Origin of the sequence: Epilithonimonas lactis (assembly GCF_900110605.1) — a bacterium.
Taxonomy (GTDB): Bacteria; Bacteroidota; Bacteroidia; order Flavobacteriales; family Weeksellaceae; genus Epilithonimonas; species Epilithonimonas lactis.
The window spans coordinates 473,960-495,376 of record NZ_FOFI01000002.1 but is presented as its reverse complement, the minus strand read 5'-3'; the positions used below and the strand labels follow the sequence as shown (position 1 = coordinate 495,376).

General features: G+C 38.8%; 18 protein-coding genes. 5 read left to right on the top strand and 13 right to left on the bottom strand.

The genetic code is table 11. The annotated features are described in order from the left end of the window. Window positions 1-11 precede the first annotated feature (11 nt). The 3 genes from BMW39_RS07475 to BMW39_RS07465 all read right to left on the bottom strand — a co-directional run bounded on the left by BMW39_RS07475 (window position 12) and on the right by BMW39_RS07465 (window position 4,259). A complete protein-coding gene (locus tag BMW39_RS07475) occupies window positions 12-218 on the bottom strand; it encodes a hypothetical protein (protein ID WP_034973505.1) in 207 nt (68 codons plus the stop codon). A 138-nt stretch (window positions 219-356) separates the two neighbouring features. After that, the gene (lon, locus tag BMW39_RS07470; RefSeq protein ID WP_034973503.1) at window positions 357-2,759 is read right to left on the bottom strand and encodes an endopeptidase La; all 2,403 of its coding nucleotides are present in this window, start codon (window positions 2,757-2,759) and stop codon (window positions 357-359) included. 279 nt (window positions 2,760-3,038) lie between these two features. Next, window positions 3,039-4,259, bottom strand: coding sequence for an aminotransferase class V-fold PLP-dependent enzyme (locus tag BMW39_RS07465; RefSeq protein WP_034973502.1), 1,221 nt, complete (start codon window positions 4,257-4,259; stop codon window positions 3,039-3,041). 394 nt (window positions 4,260-4,653) lie between these two features. Here BMW39_RS07465 and BMW39_RS07460 point away from each other — a divergent pair, with 394 nt between their 5' ends. Continuing rightward, complete coding sequence (locus BMW39_RS07460; RefSeq protein ID WP_034973501.1) at window positions 4,654-5,250, top strand: superoxide dismutase; 597 nt, start codon at window positions 4,654-4,656, stop codon at window positions 5,248-5,250. A 53-nt stretch (window positions 5,251-5,303) separates the two neighbouring features. On the opposite strand, the gene BMW39_RS07455 is transcribed toward BMW39_RS07460, so the two are convergent. The 4 genes from BMW39_RS07455 to mutL are packed head-to-tail and all read right to left on the bottom strand — an operon-like array spanning window position 5,304 to window position 9,150. Then, window positions 5,304-5,627, bottom strand: a complete 324-nt coding sequence (locus BMW39_RS07455; protein ID WP_034973499.1) for a hypothetical protein — start codon at window positions 5,625-5,627, stop codon at window positions 5,304-5,306. 13 nt (window positions 5,628-5,640) lie between these two features. Further along, a complete protein-coding gene (locus BMW39_RS07450; protein ID WP_034973497.1) occupies window positions 5,641-6,621 on the bottom strand; it encodes an endonuclease/exonuclease/phosphatase family protein in 981 nt (326 codons plus the stop codon). Then, complete coding sequence (locus BMW39_RS07445) at window positions 6,622-7,386, bottom strand: rhomboid family intramembrane serine protease (RefSeq protein WP_034973495.1); 765 nt, start codon at window positions 7,384-7,386, stop codon at window positions 6,622-6,624. Between the two features lie 3 nt (window positions 7,387-7,389). Further along, window positions 7,390-9,150 (bottom strand): DNA mismatch repair endonuclease MutL, encoded by a 1,761-nt coding sequence (gene mutL / locus BMW39_RS07440; protein WP_034973493.1) that lies wholly within the window; start codon window positions 9,148-9,150, stop codon window positions 7,390-7,392. Window positions 9,151-9,265: 115 nt separating this feature from the next. On the opposite strand from mutL, the gene BMW39_RS07435 reads away from it, so the two are divergent. After that, window positions 9,266-10,363: an acyltransferase family protein gene (locus tag BMW39_RS07435; protein WP_034973491.1), complete on the top strand. Its 1,098-nt coding sequence runs from the start codon at window positions 9,266-9,268 to the stop codon at window positions 10,361-10,363. 33 nt (window positions 10,364-10,396) lie between these two features. Here BMW39_RS07435 and BMW39_RS07430 read toward each other — a convergent pair whose 3' ends face one another. Continuing rightward, window positions 10,397-10,627, bottom strand: coding sequence for a hypothetical protein (locus BMW39_RS07430; RefSeq protein WP_034973489.1), 231 nt, complete (start codon window positions 10,625-10,627; stop codon window positions 10,397-10,399). Between the two features lie 162 nt (window positions 10,628-10,789). On the opposite strand from BMW39_RS07430, the gene miaE reads away from it, so the two are divergent. From miaE to BMW39_RS07415, 3 genes are all read left to right on the top strand, one after another. Next, window positions 10,790-11,371 (top strand): tRNA-(ms[2]io[6]A)-hydroxylase, encoded by a 582-nt coding sequence (gene miaE / locus BMW39_RS07425; protein WP_034973487.1) that lies wholly within the window; start codon window positions 10,790-10,792, stop codon window positions 11,369-11,371. An 8-nt stretch (window positions 11,372-11,379) separates the two neighbouring features. Next, a complete protein-coding gene (locus tag BMW39_RS07420; protein WP_034973485.1) occupies window positions 11,380-11,994 on the top strand; it encodes a DUF502 domain-containing protein in 615 nt (204 codons plus the stop codon). Between the two features lie 244 nt (window positions 11,995-12,238). Then, entirely contained in the window at window positions 12,239-13,615 is a 1,377-nt protein-coding gene (locus BMW39_RS07415) for a tryptophanase (RefSeq protein WP_034973483.1), read from the top strand. Window positions 13,616-13,651: 36 nt separating this feature from the next. On the opposite strand, the gene porW is transcribed toward BMW39_RS07415, so the two are convergent. From porW to BMW39_RS07390, 5 genes are all read right to left on the bottom strand, one after another. After that, window positions 13,652-16,267 (bottom strand): type IX secretion system periplasmic lipoprotein PorW/SprE, encoded by a 2,616-nt coding sequence (gene porW, locus BMW39_RS07410; protein ID WP_051879827.1) that lies wholly within the window; start codon window positions 16,265-16,267, stop codon window positions 13,652-13,654. A gap of 70 nt (window positions 16,268-16,337) precedes the next feature. Beyond that, a complete protein-coding gene (locus BMW39_RS07405; RefSeq protein ID WP_051879826.1) occupies window positions 16,338-16,925 on the bottom strand; it encodes a Maf family nucleotide pyrophosphatase in 588 nt (195 codons plus the stop codon). A 64-nt stretch (window positions 16,926-16,989) separates the two neighbouring features. Continuing rightward, window positions 16,990-17,511, bottom strand: coding sequence for a KdsC family phosphatase (locus BMW39_RS07400; RefSeq protein ID WP_034974236.1), 522 nt, complete (start codon window positions 17,509-17,511; stop codon window positions 16,990-16,992). Window positions 17,512-17,585: 74 nt separating this feature from the next. Continuing rightward, on the bottom strand, window positions 17,586-18,491 hold the full coding sequence (locus BMW39_RS07395; protein WP_034973482.1) for a GLPGLI family protein: 906 nt from the start codon (window positions 18,489-18,491) through the stop codon (window positions 17,586-17,588). 89 nt (window positions 18,492-18,580) lie between these two features. Further along, window positions 18,581-21,328 carry a TonB-dependent receptor gene (locus BMW39_RS07390; RefSeq protein WP_034973480.1) on the bottom strand — a complete coding sequence of 916 codons (2,748 nt, stop codon included), beginning with the start codon at window positions 21,326-21,328 and terminating at the stop codon, window positions 18,581-18,583. Window positions 21,329-21,417: the final 89 nt, after the last annotated feature.

Sequence of the window (21,417 nt, the reverse complement as noted above, 5' to 3'; positions counted from 1 at the left end):
AAATTTTATAGTTATTTTTTAATTTCTAAAGTTTCATTTTGAACCGGTTCTCTTCCTCCGCCAAACTGTGTTGCGAAGAGGAAAGCCAAAACGGCGAAACAGACCAACAAAGCAGCAATGACGATGAAAATCTTTTTGCGGAATGTTAGATTGGGAATGTATGACACCAAAAATATCAAGATGACCAATAAAATTACAAATAGTGCGGTAATTCCCATATGATGTTTTAATATTCTGGTGTAAATGAATTTGTAAATGCGAAATTAATAAAAATTTGAATTGAATATTAAAATAAAAATCCGTCCGAGAAAATTTCCCGAACGGATGTATGTTTAGATTATGAATCTTAATTATTTTTATTTCAAAGCAATCTCAACAACTTCACTCATATTGGTCACGTAATTGACTTTCAGATGTTTCAGATAATCTTTTTTGATTTCCTCCACATCTTTTCTGTTCGCTTCACAAAGAATGACTTCTTTGATTCCAGCTCTGGTTGCCGCAAGTAATTTTTCCTTGATTCCGCCGACTGGAAGTACTTTTCCACGAAGCGTGATTTCGCCCGTCATTGCCAAATGTGGTCTCACTTTGATGTTCTTGTAGCTGGAAACCATTGATGTTAGCATCGCAATTCCGGCAGATGGTCCATCCTTTGGCGTTGCGCCTTCTGGAACGTGAACGTGGATGTTTTTCTTTTCGATGTCTTCTTCAGAAATGCCTAATTCCTCGTAATGTGCTTTGATGAATTCCAAAGCGATTGTCGCAGATTCCTTCATCACATTTCCAAGGTTACCGGTCATTGTCAAAGCGCCTTTTCCTTTGGATAAAATACTTTCAATAAAGAGAATATCGCCACCGACACTTGTCCAGGCCAACCCTGTTACCACGCCGGGAACATCTGTGATTTCGGCCAAAGTTTTAGGTCTTGGAACACCAAGAATTTCATCGACTTTATCAACAGAGATTTTTGGATCAAATTCTTTTTCCATTGCGATTTGAAGTGCTACCCAGCGCGCGATTCCTGCAATTTTTTTCTCCAGAGTTCTCACGCCACTTTCAGAAGTGTGCGCGTCGATAATGTGTTTCAATTCTGGATTTCCGAGCTTCAGATATTTGGCATCCAAACCATTTTCACGCAATTGTTTTTTGATCAAATGTCGTTTGGCAATTTCCACTTTTTCTTCCAAAGTATAGCCAGCAATGCTGATGATCTCCATTCTGTCCAAAAGCGGACGCTGAACGGTAGAAAGTGAATTGGCCGTTGCGATGAACATTACTTTGGAGAGGTCATAACCCAATTCTAGGAAGTTATCGTAGAAATTGTTATTTTGTTCAGGGTCAAGAACTTCCAGCAAAGCTGAGCTTGGGTCGCCGTGAGCGCCTTGTCCGAGTTTATCAATCTCATCCAAAACGATCACTGGATTTGATGTTCCGGATTTTTTGATGGATTGAAGGATTCTTCCTGCCATCGCACCAATGTAGGTTTTTCTGTGTCCGCGAATCTCACTTTCGTCGTGCAATCCACCAAGAGAAACACGCACATATTTTCTTCCTAAAGCATCGGCAACAGATTTACCTAATGACGTTTTTCCAACGCCTGGAGGACCAACCAAACAAAGGATTGGCGACTTCATATCGTTCTTAAGTTTCAGAACGGCGATGTGTTCCAAAATTCTCTTCTTGATATCTTCTAACCCAAAATGTTCTTTGTCCAAAAGTTTCTCCGCTTTGTTCAAATCGAAGGCATCTTTGGAATAATGTTCCCAAGGTAAATCGGTGAAAAAGTCCAGATAATTACGCTGAACGTTGTAATCCGGCGAGCTGGAATGCTGTCTGGAAAGTCTTTGTAGTTCTTTCTCGAAGTGTTTTTCTACATCATCACTCCATTTCAGTTTTGAAGCTTTTTTACGGAATTCGTCGGCATCAGATTCTGCGCCGCCGCCCAACTCGTCTTGGATGGTGCGGATCTGCTGATTGAGGAAATATTCACGCTGTTGCTTGTCAAGATCCTTGCTGGTTTTTTGATGGATTTGGTTTTTGAGTTCGAGATGACGGAAATCATCGTGCATCATTTCGTAAAGATTTTTTGCACGGCCGATCAAGGTTTTTTCGTCTAATAAACTTTGTTTTTTGTCTGACGCAAAATTTCCGTTGGCTGAAACGAAATTCAAAAGGTCTTCTTGCCCATCAATATTTTTGATAGCAAACTGTGCTGCATTTGGAATATTTGGATCGATGTTGATGATCTTTTCTGCAAGGTCTTTGATGTTGTCCACCAATGCAGAAAATTCCTCTTTATCTTTGGGTTGTGTATCTTTTTGTTTGGTAATTTCTGCAAGAAAGTAAGGCTCGGTAGAAACAAATTTTTTCACTTTGAATCTCTGAACGCCGCGAGTGATCGCAGTAATATTACCTTCGGGAAGCGTGATGATCTTAAGGATTTTTGCCAAAGTTCCTACGAGGTAAAGGTCTTTTTCAGAGGGATTTTCTTCGTTTGGATTTTTTTGACTGATGATTCCCACGAGTTTGTTTTCTCTTTGAGCATCTTCCAAGAGTTTTTTGGATTTTTCCCTTCCAGCCGTAATTGGCGTAATGACTTTCGGGAACATCACCATATTTCTCACGGGGAGAATTGGGAAAACAGTTTGGGTTTTGTCGGCATCTTGATTGCCGAGCTCATCCAGATTGATCTCTTCTGCCACGATTCCGAAACCTTCGTCTAGGATTTCCTCAAAACTGATATTTTCAAATTCTGTCATAGTATATTGAATGACATATTGTCATTAATCTTAATTAATATAAAAATCGTTTCTCCAATTTAATGGAAAAACAATACTGTTACGAATGAATCTATAATTTCGCAAGAGATATGCCAATAGGAAAAGCAATACAATTTGGCAGATATTAAAAACAAAAACCTCCCGAAATTAATCGAAAGGTTTTTGTTTTTAGTTCTCGCTGATTTGGCAAATAGAGCAGATTTTTTTTAATTTAAATCTGCATAATTAGCTTTATCTACGAGAATTTATTTTTTCATTTTACACTAACATTCTCTGCGCTTTCTTCACACCTTCCACCAGAATATCAATTTCTTCCAAAGTATTGTAAACTGCAAAACTTGCACGCACAGTTCCTGCAATGTTGAAAAAATCCATAATCGGTTGAGTACAATGATGCCCGGTTCTCACGGCAATTCCCAGTTTGTCGAGAATCATTCCGGTGTCAGAGGCGATTCCTGCGCCTTCCAAGTTGAAGGAAACGACGCCGGTTCTATTGGCTTTTTCGCCATAGATTTTGATGCCTTCTAATTCAAGAAGTTTTTTCTGAGCGTAATTCAGAAGGTCGTTTTCGTGGTTTTGAAGATTTTCGTGACCGATATTTTCAATGAAATCTACAGCCGAGCCAATCGCAATATTGCCACCAACATTGGGTGTTCCAGCCTCGAATTTGAAAGGTAAACCGGCGTAAGTTGTTTTCTCAAAGCTACAAACCGCAATCATTTCGCCACCGCCGTGGAAAGGGTGAAGATTTTCAAGCACAGATTCTTTGCCGTAAAGGATTCCAGTTCCCATTGGTGCGTACATCTTGTGTCCCGAGAAGACGAAGAAATCACAATCCAGTTTCTGAACATCGATTTTGAAATGTGGTGCAGATTGAGCGCCGTCAATCAAAACGTAAGCATTGGAAAGTCTTCTTGTTTTTTCAATGATTTCTTCGATGGGATTGATGATTCCCAAAGCGTTAGAAACTTGATTTACAGAGACTATTTTTGTTTTTTCGTTCAACCATTCATCCAAAACATCGATTTGAAGGATTCCGTTTTCGTCCATTGGGATGACGCGAAGTTTTGCGCCGGTTCTTTCGCAAAGCATCTGCCACGGAACGATGTTGGAGTGATGTTCCAAATAAGAAATGATGATTTCGTCATTTGGTTTGATTTGGTTGGTCAAAGCATAAGCCACGAGATTGATTCCTTCCGTTGTTCCTTTAGTGAAAATCACTTCGTAGTCGTGTTTTGCATTGATGAAACGTTGGATTTTCTGTCTGGAAAGTTCCATTTCTTCCGTTGCTAATTGACTCAACGTGTGGATGCCACGGTGAACATTGGCGTTGATGGTTTCGTAATATTGTTCCCAAGTTTTGATAACTGAAATCGGTTTTTGGGAAGTTGCGGCGTTGTCTAGATAAACTAATGGTTTGCCGTTGACTTCTTGGTTCAGGATTGGGAATTGGGCTCTTATGTTGTTGATATCAAACATTTTAAATTATATGTTTTGTTATGGTTGACCACCCCGTCAAAATTCTCTGAATTTTGTCACCCCTCCAGAGGAGGGGAATTTTTTGAGGTCGAATTATCTCTAATTCTAATTTTTAAATTGGCATCGATGAATCTCGTTTCTAGATTTATCTGCAGCCCGGCCTGAGTGGAAATCCTTTTTTGTGGCTGGAAAAGCTTTGGCAAAAAGATTGGGAACGGAGGACGGATAAAGCTGCCCAAATAATAATTAATTATTTAGAATGCGTCAAAGTTACGGCAAATTTTATTATATTTTTCGATGTTAAATATTTATAAAATAAGTCTAATTCTTGCTTCTTGGAATAATAATTGACTATTTTTGAACAATTCATTTATTAACAAATAAATACCAAACTATGTCATTCGAATTACCAAAACTTAGTTATGCGTACGATGCGTTGGAGCCAACCATCGATGCAAAAACAATGGAAATCCACCACTTAAAACACCACCAGGCGTATGTGGACAATCTTAATAACGCAATCGCAGGGACAGAACTTGAAGGGAAATCTCTTGAAGAAATCCAAAAAACAGGAACTGACAAACCTGCAGTAAGAAATAACGGCGGTGGACACTACAACCACTCACTTTTCTGGGAACTTTTGACGCCAGGCGGTAGCAAAGAGCCAGTTGGAAATGTGAAAGCTGAAATCGAGAAAATCGGTGGTTTTGATAAATTCAAAGAAGATTTTTCTAACGCGGCGAAAACTAGATTCGGTTCTGGTTGGGCTTGGTTGGTGAAAAATTCTGATGGTTCTGTAGCGGTAACTTCTACACCAAATCAGGACAATCCACTAATGCCGGTTGCTGACAAACAAGGAACGCCAATTCTTGGATTGGATGTTTGGGAGCACGCTTATTACCTTAACTATCAAAACAGAAGACCAGACTATGTGAATGCGTTTTTTGATGTGATCAATTGGGATAAAGTGGAAGAACTTTACAATAAATAATTTTTCATAGAATTATATTGAGAAACCCATCAGAAATTATCTGATGGGTTTTTTTATGGATTTGTGGTTGGTGTCGGTTGTTCTGTTTTGGGCTCCTTCGCTTTTTCAGCTTCTAACTTGGCTTTTTCCTTGTCCAATTTCTCCTGCTCTGCTTTTGCGATTTTGGCTAAACTGTCTTGTTCTTTCTTGATGGCGACCGCGTTGATTTTTGCCATCACGGCTTCAGAAGTTGCACCGGGACCGAAAGAATCGATGGCTGTAGTGTCATAGACCATTTGTGGCGCAGCATCCAGATTGTCGGAATTGTTCAGAACGGGTGTTTCTTTGGAGCAAGCTGAAAGTAGAATTAAAACGCTTGCAACTATTATTTTTTTCATAATCATTTTAATTTTATTCAATCAAAAATTCGGCAAGGACAGGGAAGTGGTCAGAGATGTCAACACTTCTGTCAACCCTGTAACTGATTGGTTTAATTGATTTTGATGAAAATATGTGGTCAATCTTCATTGGGAATTTAAAGTCATGAAAACTTGTTCCGCTGCCTTTCCCAACTTTCAGAAAAGTATCTTCCAAATCTTCAGAAACTTTGTAATATTCGTATGAATTGGGAACAGCGTTGAAGTCGCCGCCAACGATGATCGGATAAGGTGACTTATCAATAAAATCTTTGATCTGATCGATCTGTGTCTGGTGTTTTTTGAATGTGGGAACCAATTTATGGATTAGCTTTTTTGCTTTTTCCTCGTTCCTGTCCATATCATTCGTCGGTTTTACCATTTTTTTGTCCAGGAAGAAAGGTTCCATGTAAACGTTCACAAAACGGATGATCTTTCCATTGATCTTGATATCCGCATAAAGACACATTCCGGTACTGACGTCGGTTTTCACTTCGCCACTTTCGATGATCGGGAATCTAGATTGGATCTTTACAATCGGTCGGCTGTTCTCGAAATATTGGAAGCCGTCCAAAGGTTTCTTATTGTCATATTCCTGAAAGAAAACGACATCTGCATTTTGTTCATTAAGGAAACCATATATTTTTCCATCGCCAAAATAACCAAATTTCCCATTGAGAGAAATCAGTTTAAGATTGGGTTTTTCTTTTTTATCTGGTGTAAAGTTGAGCCAACGTCTAGTCGGAATGATGAAACATAAAGATAATACCAGGAAAACAGCCGCTCTTTTTTTCCAGCTAATGATCCAAAATATCAACAACAAAACATTGATGATGATCAATATTGGAAAACCAAGTGACAGGAGATTCAGCATTCCGAAAACACTTGGCGGAATGTAGGCGTTCATAATCGTTCCGAACAACAAAACAATAATGATGATGTGTAAAATCGTCAATAAAAATCGAATGATTCCCATCTATTGGATCCTGTCTCGGTTTTTCTTGAAATTGAGAACAAACAAATAACCAATCAATGCGCCGCCGAGATGTGCGAAATGTGCAATATTATCACCGCTGAATTGGCGCAGGCCTAAAAATATCGAAACGGCAATGATAATCGGCGTTAAATATTTTGCCTTGATCGGAAACGGAATAAACATGAACATCAATTTTGCATCTGGGAACAAAGTAGAAAACGCAGCGATAATCCCGAAAATTGCACCAGAAGCACCTACCATTGGCGTTTTTAAAATTGCAAAAAGTTCACGGGCAGAGCTATCAATACCTTCTTTGTCAGAAAACTGAGGGTAATATTTTATCTGCCTGGTGTCCACTGTTTTATAAACATCATGAATGTCGAATCCTTGAGAAGTTAGATAATTTGTAAGCTGACTTACTTCGTAATAATTCCACATATTAAACAAAACGAAACCACCCAAACCAGCAGCAAAATAAAGAATGATAAACTTCTTCTGTCCTAAAACCTGCTCCAGTACTGGTCCGAAACTATAAAGCGTGAACATATTAAAAATAATGTGAAAAAGAGTTCCTCCAGGTTCCTTAAAACTTGAATGCATAAACATATGGGTAACAATTTGCCAACTTTCAAAATTAGGAGAAAGTGGGAAATAACCAGAAAATTTATCGTAAAGTAGAGGATAAGACACAAAATTACTGACTATGTAAAAAATCACATTTAGAATGATGATATTTCGCGTCACTGGTGTTATTTGAGGAAACATAATTTAAAATTTGTTTTTAAAATCGTCAAATGGAACTTCCATCCAACATTTTTTACCATTCACGGTATATTGCGGAAATCCAAGGTCGATAAAGTCTTTGACCAATTGTTCCACTTCGGTTTTATAAATGAAATCAAATTTGGATTTTGTTTTAAGTTTAATCCATTGGTATTCAAAGTATTTGGAGAACTCATCTTCGGTTCGGTATTCCAAAACTTCGAAGATTTTTTCAAGGAATTTGATGACTTGAGACTCTTTCAAAGCTTCTGGAACAGTTTCGATTCTGAGGACATTTTCCTGAGCCAAGGTCATTTCAAAACCAAAATCCGGTAGATATTTTTTGATGGATTTGTATTTGTTTTTCTCGATTTCATTCAAATGATATTCTAAAGAAAACAACAGACTTTGACCTGCTTTTTTCGTTGGCAGATTTTCCTGATGCGAAGACATGATCACGCGGTGCATTCTCCCAAGATCCAACATATACGTCAATCCATCTTTGTTCAGAAGCCAATAACCGTTTGGCAATCGGAAAAGGTCTTCGTCCAGATCATCATCTTCGAAAAGATTGATCTTTGATGGCGCTGCTTCTGTTGCTTGGTAAAGTTCAGCCAAATTGATCCGCTCTTCATCTGTTGTTTTTTCCACAGAAAACGGATTGAAATCTCTGTCAACGTTAATCGCAGATGGCGATGGTGCGCTGTAAGTGCTTTTGCTGGGTGCGAAAAAAGCTTCCATTTTCGGATCTCTTTCGAAGTCCAAACTGGGTGCAACGTTGTAAATTCCCAAAGAACGTTTGATTGTTGATCTCACCAAAGCGAAAATCAACGCTTCGTCTTCAAACTTAACTTCTGTTTTTTGAGGATGGATATTCACATCAATTTTCTCCGGATCCATTTCCAGATAAAGAAAAAATGACGGAATGTAACCAGGTTGCAAAAGTCCTTCAAACGCTTCCTGGACGGCTTTGCTGAGATAAGCGCTTCGGAAAAACCTGCCATTCACAAAGAAGAATTGTTCGCCTCGTGTTTTTTTAGCGCCTTCTGGTTTCGCTACATAACCGTGCAAATGAACCCAGCCAAGATCTTCCTTGATCGGAATCAAAAGTGGCTGCAACTTTCGCCCGAAAACATCCACGATCCTTTGCATTTGACCGCCTTTTCTCAGTTTGAAAACTGGCTCGTCATTATGGAACATTTCAAACTCGATATTTTCGTGAGCCAAAGCAACCCGCTGAAATTCATCAATGATATGACGAAATTCTACATTGTCATTTTTAAGGAATTTCCTTCTTGCGGGAACATTGTAAAATAAATTCTTGACCGAGAAGTTAGAACCTTCAACGGTTTGAATCGGGTCTTGAAATTGGAAAAGTCCACCTTCAATATAGATATTCGTCCCAACAGGCGAATCTTTTTGTTTTGTTTTAAGCTCCACTTGTGCAACCGCAGCAATCGACGCCAGAGCTTCACCACGGAAACCTTTGGTCGCTATTTTGAAAATATCTTCCGTCGAACGGATCTTTGAAGTGGCGTGACGTTCAAAAGCCAATCTTGCATCCGTCTCAGACATTCCAATACCGTTGTCCACAACTTGAAGCAGATTTTTCCCAGCGTCACGAATGATAAGTTGGATTTTATTTGAACCTGCATCCACAGAATTCTCCAAAAGTTCCTTCACAATGGAAGCTGGCCTTTGTACCACTTCTCCAGCAGCAATCTGATTGGCAACGTGATCCGGTAAAAGCTGAATGATATCTGACATTTCTACGATTGAACTTGTAAAAATAAGGATAACAATCGAGTGGTAAAAGTTAAATATTTATAAAGAACTTGGGAAAATAATGATAATTTTGACTTTCAGATAATTAATCACATCGATGCAAAGAGATCTCTATATTGATTTTGCCAAAGGACTGGCGACCATTTCCATTATATTCATTCACACGGCTTTCTGGAGCGGACAATTTTACATTCCGACGGAAGTTCGGGTTTTCTCTTTGGTTTTTGATGTTGCATTGTTTTATGCGCTCAGCGGGATTACTTCCGGGAATAATATCGAGAAAACGCTTTACAGATTGCTGAAGTTGCAGATCACGTACATGATCTTCGTGACATTTCTCTTTTTCCTCGACTACTTTTTCAAGGTTTTTGGATTGAATTTTTTCTCGTTTGAATGGTTGAAGGATTTCTACTCAACATTCGGAACCAAGTACGTTCCAAGCAGTATTTCGTCAGAACCGCAGTGGCAGGTTTTGGGAAATTGGTACTTGCACGAGTATTCCACTTGTGACACTTTTCCTGTGGTGATGGGAAGTTTTTGGTATCTGAAAGTTTATTATATCTTGACGGTTTTGGGCGTATTAATTTTAAAATTCTTCCCGAAACACATCAATTGGTTTATTGGGCTTTGTATCGTTTTAACTTTGATATTCAATATTTTTCCACATTATTACCCTAATGGACAAGGTGGTTATGTGGCTTTTTATATGGCTGTTTTTCTGATTGGAAACAGAATGAAAGGCACGAAAATATCAACCAAAATGATTCCCGTTTTGTACGGATTGGTCGCAATTGCTTTGGCTTGGTTGTTCTGGAATTATGGAAGTGATATTTTCTATAAGATCAATAAACAAAAATTCCCACCGAAAATTCCGTACATTATTTGGACCTTATTCTCATTGGTCACCCTTTTCGTTTTCTACAACCGATTGAAGATCACGAAACCAAATTTCATAACCAATGTCGGACAAAATGCGATCTTCTTCTATTTCGCTCAGGGAATGAGTTCATCATTGATCTATTTTCTTGTGGTCCCTCTGAAAGATTCGATGAGTTGGTGGCTGTTGGTTTTGATCATTTATCCGCTCAATATTTTATTGGCATTCCTGATTTCGATTGGTTTGAAAAAAGTGGATGATCTCGGTTGGAAAGTTCTAGAATTTTTGAGAGCTAAAACAGCTTCAAAGAATCCATAAAAAAAGCGCTCCTAAAAGCGCTTTGTAATATTTTTAATCATTTCTTTTCCTTCCGCTCATCGCCACAATTGCGACGATCACAATAAGAACGACGCCACCAATGATCCAGTATGTTGGATTGGTTTGCCATTCTTCTGTAGAAGTGGTAACATTTGTTGTCTTAACGACTGTTGAATCTTGTGCATAGGTCAATGCAGAAGAAAAAAGAGCTAAGAAGCTAAATAGAAATAATTTAGCACGATTGGTAATAGTTGAATTTTTCATAATTTTATTATTTGATTATTGTTAATTTTTCAATATCTATGCCAAATGATAATGTGTTTCGTTAAAGCGATATTTGTCAACATTGATTTCAAAAATTAATTTTAATCAATAAAATATTTAATAAGAAGCCATCAAATCCTTATTTTTACAAAAAATATTAAAATGTTCCGTCTTAAACTTCTTACAGATCCACGTTGGGCAAACATCGCCGAAGATAACTTGGAAGAAATCCTTACCGATCACGCTTGGTGCGAACAAAAAGCTGCTACCAACGCGATTGGCCTGATCACAATGGTTCCAGAGCACACAGAAATGGTGACCGAACTTTTGGCCATTGCGCAGGAAGAGTTGGACCACTTCAACCAAGTTCACGAGATCATCAAGAAAAGAGGTGGTGTTTTGGGAAGAACACGCAAGGACGATTACGTGAATGATCTAATTAAATTCCTCGTAAAAGGTGGACACCGCGATGAGCAAATTATCGACAAAATGCTTTTCGCAGCAATGATCGAGGCAAGAAGCTGCGAACGTTTCAAAGTGTTGACGGAGAATATCAAGGATGAGGAACTGAAGCAATTCTACCACGACCTGATGGTTTCCGAAGCCAATCATTACACAACATTCATCGGTTTCGCAAGACAGTTGGGCGACCCGGAAAAGGTGAACAAACGTTGGGAAGAGTGGCTGGAATATGAGGCCAACATTATGAAATCCTACGGAAACAAAGAAACCATTCACGGCTAAAATCTAAAATGGACAGAAATCTCAACGATTATCTTCGACTCTTTATACGATCCTTCATCCAAGGATTGATTATCATTGGGCCTCTTGCCATCACGGTTTGGGTCATTTGGAGCGTGGTTTTCAGCATCGATAATCTGGTGCCTTCTGTCTCAGAAAAGTTTCCTGGGCTTGTATTTTTCATTGTTATCTTCGGGACGACTTTTATTGGTTTTTTCGGAAACAAATTCATCATCGGAAGATTGATCGTCGACGGTGTGGATTACGTTTTGGAACATATCCCAGGGATCAAATTTATTTACACTTCGCTGAAAGACGTTCTCGGATCTTTCGTGGGCGATAAGAAAAAATTCAATGTGCCGGTTTGGGTCAAGACCAATGAAGCGCCGGAGATTTGGCGAATTGGATTTTTGACGCAGTCCGATATGTCCGTCGTCGATCTGGAGCATATGATCGCCGTTTATTTACCGCATTCCTATGCCGTTTCTGGCTGGGTGATCATCACCAAATTCAATAATATCAAAGAAGTAACCGGTATGAGCGCCGCCGAAGCCATGAAGTTCGCTGTGAGTGGAGGTGTGGCCGGATTTCATTCAGACGACAACGTTTTCAAAGCACCGGAGTAGTTTCAAATTAATAATTAAGATTATAGTTAGTATTTCTATTCACTATAATTTATTCCTACGAGATTAATCTTACATTTTATTAGGGCAGCTTTATCCGTCTTCCGTTCCCAATCTTTTTGCCTGGCTTTTCCAGCCACAAAAAAGGATTTCCACTCAAGCCGGGCTGCAGGCTTTCATTTCAAATAAGATGTCAACAATTAATTTCCACTTTCAATTAATTATTCATTCTTAACTATTCATTATCATGAAATTACCTTACGCAGAACCATTTAGAATCAAAATGGTCGAAGAAATATACCAATCTACCCAAGAACAACGCGAAGAATGGCTGAAAAAAGCCGATTATAATTTATTCAATCTTAGAAGTTCCCACGTTTTCATCGATTTGCTGACAGACAGCGGAACCGGCGCTATGAGTGACAAACAATGGGGCGCACTGATGATCGGCGACGAAAGTTATGCAGGCTCAAGATCATTCGAAGCGTTGCAAAGTACCGTTGAAAGAATCACTGGTTTTCCTTACTTATTACCCACACATCAAGGAAGAGCGGCAGAAAATGTATTGTTCTCCGTAATGGTGAAAGAAGGCGACATTTGTCCCGGAAATTCACACTTCGACACCACAAAAGGACACATCGAATTTCGAAAAGCGCACGCTGTAGATTGTACAATCGATGAAGCTTTTGATATTAATGACCTTCATCCATTCAAAGGAAACATTGATCTGGAAAAATTGGAAGCTGTTTACAGTTCTCATCCAAAAGAACAGATCCCGTTTTGTTTGATCACGATCACTTGCAACTCTTCCGGCGGACAACCTGTTTCTCTCGAAAATATCAAAGCTGTAAAGGCATTATCAGATCAATACGGAATTCCGGTTCTGTTTGATTCCGCTAGATTTGCAGAGAACGCTTATTTCATCAAGAAAAGAGAAAAAGGACAGGAAAACAGGACCATTAAAGAGATTTGTAAAGAGATTTTCTCTTATGGTGACGGTATGACGATGAGTTCCAAGAAAGATGGCTTGGTCAACATCGGCGGATTCATCGCTTTAAAAAACAGAGAGATCTTTGAGCAAGCTTCCAACTTCACCATCATCTACGAAGGTTTCATCACTTACGGTGGAATGGCTGGAAGAGATATGTCAGCTTTGGCAACTGGATTGGACGAAGCAACAGAATTCCCTTATCTGGAAAGCAGAATTTCACAAGTTGAATATCTTGGAAATAAATTGATGGAAGCCGGAATCCCAGTTCAAAAGCCAATTGGCGGACACGCTGTTTTTATAGACGCACTGAACTTCTTACCTAATATCAAAAGAGAGGAATTTCCCGCACAAACTTTAGCCATCGAGCTTTACAAAGAAGCCGGAATCCGAGGTGTGGAAATTGGAACTCTCTTGGCTGACCGTGATCCAGAGACGAGAGAAAATCGTTACCCGAAATTGGAATTATTAAGACTGGCAATTCCAAGACGAACTTACACCAACAATCATATGGATTATGTAGCAGCCGCAGTGATCAATGTTTTTGAAAGACGAAACGAGATCACCAAAGGTTACAAGATCACCAAAGAACCAGCCATTCTACGACACTTTACAGTGCAGCTGGATAAGATATGATCGAAACAAAAAAGAGAGCTAATTGCTCTCTTTTTTTTATTTTTTTATTTTCTCGGGAGAAATTGCCTGGACCTTTTGAAGGCTGCCTCCATCCATTTTCGCTGATGCACCAGGAATTCCCGGACCTGTAGAAGGAGCCATCGCTCCTCTTTCATTTTGATCTAGGTCTTGTCTTAGTTGTTTTGCTCTTTCCAACTCTTCGGCGTTTGGCTGTTGCTGAGGTTGTTGAGCGTTTTGTGAAATTGCATTTCCACTCTCATCCGTCAATTCTAACTTGACGTCACTTTTCAGATATTTCAAAAGTTCTTTTGCCTTCAGACCTTCGGGTGTTTTAGCGTAGTTGAGGACGATCTGCTCCAGTTGAAGGATCATAATTTCTTTCCCCGCATTTTTCCCCGCATTGTAAGCATTCAATAGATAGAATTTTGGGACCAAAGCATCTTTTGGATTGTCTGCAATTGCTTTTTCAATGATAGCGGATGACTCTGCAAACTTTTCTGTTTCGTAAAGCTTATAAGCATCCGCATAGAGTTTCTCTACATCGGCAGTTGACTTGTTGAAATCCTTGTTTTTAGGATTCTTCACATATTCTGCATAAGAGGTATATGGATATTTTTCCAAGATCAATTGTTTTGCTTTCTCTGCATCCGCTGGACTTTTCTCATAGTTGAAAACGAAAATGTTGTACAAAGCCTGCAAATCTGTTTCTTCGTCTGGTTTTACTTCCACAAGATCAAATAATGTCTTGGTCGCTAATTTCGTATTACCAAAAAATGACTCGTACATTCTTCCCATTCCAAGGCTTGCGGTGTCTCTTTCCTTCTTCAATGTTCCCAATACTTCGCGAGAAGTAGGAATCTGCTCGATGTAGAATTCCGGTTCCAAACGCCTTGGGTCAGGTGCATTTGCCAAGCCGAGTGCTTCATTTTTCAATTCCTCGATCGTGGTGGTTTTTGCGGAGTAACGCCAGTTGTCGGACAAGGTCCTGTTTCCCCAAGTCTGTCTGAAGGCATTTTCTCCTCTCGGAATGTTGTTGGAGTTGGCAAAATAGAACGTAGAACCTCCAGTGATCCCAAAGTTTTGGAAACTATTGGCGTCAGAAGAATTGTTCGCAAAGATAGAGTTGGCATTGTAGTCATTGTTATCAAAGCCTTTACTGCGGTCAGCTCTTCTCTGTTCTAGCTCTGCTGCTTCTTCTTTAGCCTTGATTTTCTCGATATATTTTGAGAAATAATCTCTTTGTTGATCAGGAGACATCTTTGCCAAGTTTAGGATACTGTCGTTTTTCTTAATGACATAATAATTCTTGGAAAGTTTCTTGATGTTGGCTGTAAGGCTTGTCAATCGCTCTTTTTCTGGCAAGTAGGTCATCACGGCAAGCGCACTGTCATAGTAGACACCAGCTGTCAAGTAATCATCTTTGGCAAAATATTTCTTCGCGATCTCAGAATAGGTAAGACCTCTGATCTGTGGATCGGACTGTTTTTCCTTCAAAGCTTTTCTAAAAAAGGAATCGGCGATAGAATCTTTTGCAGCAGACGTTGCCACTAATCCACTAGCGTAGAACAATTCATTTTTACGGGATGCATAGGTTCCTTTCTTCGCGATATTCGCTAGATAGGCCATTGCTTCTTCGTAGCTGTCAGCTTTGCCGTCAAAGGTCTTAGCGATCTCGATCTGAGATTTGACTTCGAATTCGTAGCTGTTCGCATATTTGTAAGCTGCAGCAAATGACTCTCTTGCTTCATCTTTTCTATTCAGGTTAGAAAGGATCTGTCCGCGTAAAAATGCGATGCGACTTTTTGTTCTTCTGTCTTTGTTGTAAGTGAAAGCATCTTCCAAAACCTCTGCAGCGAGTTCTTTTTTGCCCCATTTCAGGAAGTTGTCCGCTTGGTAAACTTTCATGATCCGAAGATGTTCTTTTTTAAGTTTGATCTTTGGATTTTCTTCAAGATTTTTGAAAACCTCGTCTGCACGGTAATATTCTTTTAATTTGGTATAGTTGGCCGCTTTGTAGATATGAGCCAAAGGAAGCCTTTTGTCCTTGCTCATCGTATTGAAAAGATAGGTCAATGCATCCAGGGATTCCAAATGTTTTCCTTGGTACATTCTCGCTTTTGCCAAAAGGATGTAAGCATCAAAGATCTTCTTGTTTTTTTCAACCCCATTTACGAGGACAGAATATTTTGTGATGGCCTTGGAGGCTTTAGCTTCAGTGATTTCCAGAATGGTAGCGCCTTTTTTGTTGGCATTTCCGGACTGCGAATTGTTACCGCCACCTACTGATGACATAGTCTGACTGTCGACAAAATTAGAAGAAGCTGCATTTCTAGAAGACCTAGAAGCTCCTCTCACGGGAGATATCGGCATGTCCGATTGCATCGCAGAATTGGATCCTCCAGAAAAACTATTTGTTTCCTGAGCTACATCTTCTGTGGTGTATACAGAAATATATGGGTCATAAAAATTGTCCACATGAGCTTTGTCCCTGCTTTCCATCTCTGCAGCAAGCGCTTCCTTACTGTTGAACAAAGTATTGTGGTAGGTCATAAATCTGTTTATTGGACCGCTTTTGGTTTTCTTCTTTTTATTACGCGGGTTGCAGGCCAATATGCTTACGACAGCAAGTATGATCAGTAAATATTTTCTCATCTAAGTAATTTCAATTTGAAAATTGAGTATTCAATCTGTAAAAATAACGAATTTTTGCAAGGAAAATTATCTAAAGAATCTTGTTTTGAAAATTCTTTGGAAAGCAGTTCATTTTTTTGAGTTCTTCATAAACCAGATCCACCGGAAAACCCATCACAGAATAGAATGACCCGGAGATATTTTTGATCTTGGACATGCCTAGCCACTCCTGTATTCCGTAAGATCCGGCCTTGTCAAAAGGTTTGAAATTATGAATGTAGAACTTGATTTCCTCATCGCTGATCTCAGAGAATTCAACGTCTGTTTTGCTGGTCTTACTAATTTCAGAATCTTTGGTTTTGATGGTGAAAGCGGTGTAAACCTGATGTTTCTTACCCGAAAGTTCTTTTAACATTACAAAAGCGTCATCCTCATTTTTTGGTTTGAGGAGGATTTTTTGGTCTAATGCGACAATCGTGTCAGAAGTTAGTAGGATCTCATCAGACTCAACATCGAAAGCGGCTGCTTTTTTATTTGAAACATATTCGGCGATATTTTCTGGCAAAAGTTCTGCAGGATAAGATTCATCCACATCAATACTGACGGTTTCGAATTGGTAACCGAGTTGCGATAACAATTCTTTTCGTCTAGGCGATTGGGAAGCAAGTAGTAATTTCATTGGCTTAATGTCTATGGTTCTTCAACGTTCAAATGTTTCGCTGAAGCAATTCATTATCAAATAACTAAGCTGATTTTGTTTCTTCGTCGAGATTCCATTTTCCTTGGACTTTCATCACCTGTTCTATCACATCACGCACAGCACCTTTTCCACCATAGACTGGAGAGATGTAATCTGAAATTGCCTTCACTTCCGGAACTGCGTTGGCAGGACAAGCAGAGATCTCTGCCAATTTCATAATTCCAATATCCGGGATATCATCGCCCATCATGAGGATCTCGGAATCTTGTAAATTATGTTTTGATTTGAAATCTTCGTAATCCGAAATCTTGTGCGAAGATTTGGCGTAATAATCATTGATTCCCAAATATTCCATTCTGTTTTTTACCATCGGGTCATTTCCGCCCGTGATGATTCCGATCTTGTAACCTTGCTTGATGGACTGGACAACCGCATAGCCGTCTAGAACGCTCATCACACGACTCATATTTTTATCTGGCAAAAGGTAAACGCTGCCATCTGTGAAAACGCCGTCAACATCGAATACGAAGGCTTTTATATTTTTTAATTTGGGTAAATAACTCATTTTGATCTTGTAAAAATTTAGCATAAAAAAGTCCTCCAAATAGAGGACTATAAAAATAGTGTTTTATGTGGGAATTAAGGATAAAGCGAAGGTTCAATTTTATTATTGTCCTTATTGATCAGCTCTCTCTGGAATTTTTCCATATTTCTCAGCATCTCTGCCGGATCTGTCATTTCTTTTCCGTTGATGTTAACTTTCATTTTCACGCCTGGCCTGGAGAGGTTTTGTCTCATGTCTTTTACAGGATCATTTTTGTATTCTTTCCACTGTTTGATGAATTGCTCCTCGGAAACTTCCAATTCCTTTCCACCCGCCATATTCCCGAATCTCACAACTCTTCCGCCTGGAGCTGTTGATTCGATTTCTTTTTTCTCAATTTTTTCGATCTCATCAAAGTTTTTGCTTCCGGCAAATTTGAAAATGTGTGTGGCGGTAGAATCTTCCATTTCCAATATCAGTCCTGGCAATCCATGGAATTTGTAAGGACCGTCCTGAAAAGGAAAATCCTGCGAGAACCATGCTGTCCACATTCTGCCTCCAAACTCCACAGTCGCTTTCTGAGCATCGAATTTGTCGATTTTCTTTTTGTCGGGAAGGATCTTCCAATCCATCGGTTTTGAGTCAGAAACATTGAAACGATTTTGGCCGATCGTTGTGTGTAGGTTGACTTTAAAGTCTGGATAAGATTTATTGACAGAAGCTTCTACCTTCCCTGCGTTGTTATCATTGTAGCTGAAATTGGTTGCGCCAGAAGCCAATTGTTTTTGGATATAAGCGTCGCGGACAGAATCGCTGTAGAATCGCTTACGGCTGTAGAATTTGCTGCCGTCTTTTTTAATATCGAGATACATCAATTCTGTATTTGCAGAATCTTTTTTCGCCAGATCGGAGACAAATCTGTATTCGTACATGATCCGTGTTCCTTGAGCAAAAGAAATTAAACTCAGAAAAGTCATCAGTAATAAAAGTGTTTTCTTCATAACTAAGTTTTTAGTGATTTAAAATTAAAAAAAATAAAAAGGCAGACAAAAATTTGCGCTACCTTTTTTGGTATAATTAAAATAGTGTGTTACTTGAAATTGAATTTGACGGTGAACATGAATTGGCTTGGTCGGATGTAGATTTGATTTGACATCACCAACTTGTTTGCAGTATCTACATTGACTGTTTCATACAACTTTCTATTGGCAATATTCAACCATTTGAATTCGAAATCGATTTTTCTCTTGACCCAAGTATACTGATAGGAAAGATCATAGAATGAATTTCTAAAGGATAATCCTGTTGTGGAAGAGGAGATATCATCCCAGTTAAATCCAAAAGTGTGATTGTCGGAAGGATAGATGTATGCTGCAAGATTATGATTCCAGCCACTTGATTTTTGTCTGAAATCTTCTGTTTTGTTATAGTTCTGATTCCAGTTCATGCTAATGTTGTAATCTATGCTGAACCAACTAAAATAAGCATTATTGAATTTAGCGGTAAGGGTTTGTATGTTGTTAGTAGTCTCTGTTAAAGGGACCAATTTCGGATCTGTTACACCAACAGGTATGTTTTTGAAAAAGTTGTTAGCATCGGTATTAGTGAAACTTAAAGATAGGTTAGATTTGAATTTAGGAAAGTACTTACCAATTTCCGCACCTTCTGTCTGGCTTTTGGTATTGGTAGTCTCATCAATAAGCGCTAAGTTAGATGAGAGGCCGCTTCTTGTAAAACTTTCTAAAATATTCTTACGATTGGTTCCATAATTATATCTTACGTTGAAGAACAAATTATTGAGCGGATTTCTATATTCTAATCTTGTTCCAATATTTCTGCTTCTGAACTGAGGCATTATATCAGACTCAGGACTTCTAAGTGAGATGCTTAATGGGTTTGTCAACATTTTACCACCATACAAGTATCCAAAACTTCCGAAATTGTAATTCTGGCTCGCAAAAACCCAATATTTGAAGAAGGAGGCGAAGTCGTAGCTTGCAAAAAAAGTAGGTTCGAAAACAGACTTGTTCAAGTCACTGTTCTTATTGTTGAGATGGTCTTTATAAGCAATACCATAAAAGTTATAAGGTAATGTTACATTAAGATTCAATCTGTCAGACTTGTAATTAACACTAATTTGTGTGTATGACTGGATTTCATTCCAATCAACATCATTGATATAAGAATTATTAATTGCGGTAAAAGAATCATTTTTCCCACCATACAAAGCAGAATTGAGTCTATTGAAGTTCATGTTGATCCCTACTTCTGGAATCAAAGTCCATTTTTTGAAATTAAAGCCAACAGATAATGAGTGATTTGCCTCCAAGGTATTCGAGTTTGTGTACTGTTTCAGCTTATCATAGCCATTGAATTCCGGATTTATATTCTGAAAGTTGGTGTAACTCGCTGGATTCACTTCTAAGGTTTGTCTGTCCTTTTGATATTTGAAGTAACTCATGACGTTAAACAATTTATCTTTCCAAGGGATAATGGTACTAAGTGAATTCTGAAAAGAGCCGGTTGGAGATTCCAATGATTGACCACTTGCCCGATTATCAATAAGATTAGTTACTGAATTTGGTGTGTTCTGAATTACATCCGCTCGACTATCATTCCAGTAGCCATTCCAAGTAGTTGTATTTTTGAAAAAACCTTTTTTAGCATTTTTTGTAAAGATCAATTCGCCCTTTGCTGCATTGGTGTAAAAATTATTAGAAGCCGAAGATGTGATTGTTCCTCCAGGTGTAAAACTTGGTGATCCCACTTCATATACATTGATGGACGAAGACACTCTTTCAACAGCATTGTTTGTGTAGCTGGCGTTTGCTTTTAGTTCCCACTCCTTATTTTTGAAGGGGCTTGTAAGCAGATTTGCAGAGACAAAATGAACATTATTGAGTAGATATCTTTTCTCGGGAAGGTTTGGTGTGTCAGCAGATTCTACATTTAGCCAGGATTTCTGTGTAGTTTGAGACCTTCTACCTTCCCATCTACTTCCAAAACTTAAAAGATTACCTTCTTTCTCAACACTTTCGCCATTGTTATTCGCTTTATAGTTGATGACCCACTGGTTTTTCTGTCCAAAGAACATTGGTGTCAATTTCACATTCCAAAGCAATGGGCTAAAACCTGCGCCAACTTCGCCACGACCGGTCATCGTCACAGATTTTTTTAGTTTGATGTTAAGTGCGGCTTGTTCGGAAGGAACTTTATCACGTAGAATGCTTACTGGTTGGTGGTTTTCCAAAACTTCAACTTTGGAAACGGCATCTTTTGGAAGTGAGTTGTTGATTGTTCCATAGCCACCTTCCATCAGGTCTTTGCCATTGACGTAAAACTTGTTGATGGCCTCACCTTGGTAGAGGACCGTTCCATCTTTGTTTACCTCGATGCCTGGGATCTTCTTCAAAACATCGGCAAGGGTTCTGTCGTTTTTATTTTCGAAAGATTTCAGGTCGTAAGAAATTGTATCTCCTTTTTTGGTGATCAATTTTGTTTTAAGTCTTACTTCCTGGATTTCTGTGGCTTGAGAATCCAATGAAAAATTCAGTTTCTGATCATCATTTTTGATGGACTGCGTGATCGGTTTCTGGTTGAAGGCTTTGATCTTCAGGTCCAGATTACTTTCCGCTGAGGTAAAAGTTACTTTATATTCGCCTTTCGCATTGGAAATTCCATAGGCAAGAATCGCGTTTTTTCCAGGTTCTTCAATGGTTACACTGGCGCTTGCAAGGGCTTTTCCGTCTGCATCGGTAATAATTCCTGTAACGGTTTTCTGTGCAAAAACAATCAGAGAAAAAGCAAGCACAAAAAGGAGAGAGAGAATTTTTTTCATGTTAAATAATTGTATCACTAAAGTATTAGTAAAAGAACTTTGTAAAATGTTACAAAGTTTTTATTGGAGTTTACAAAAAGATTATAGTT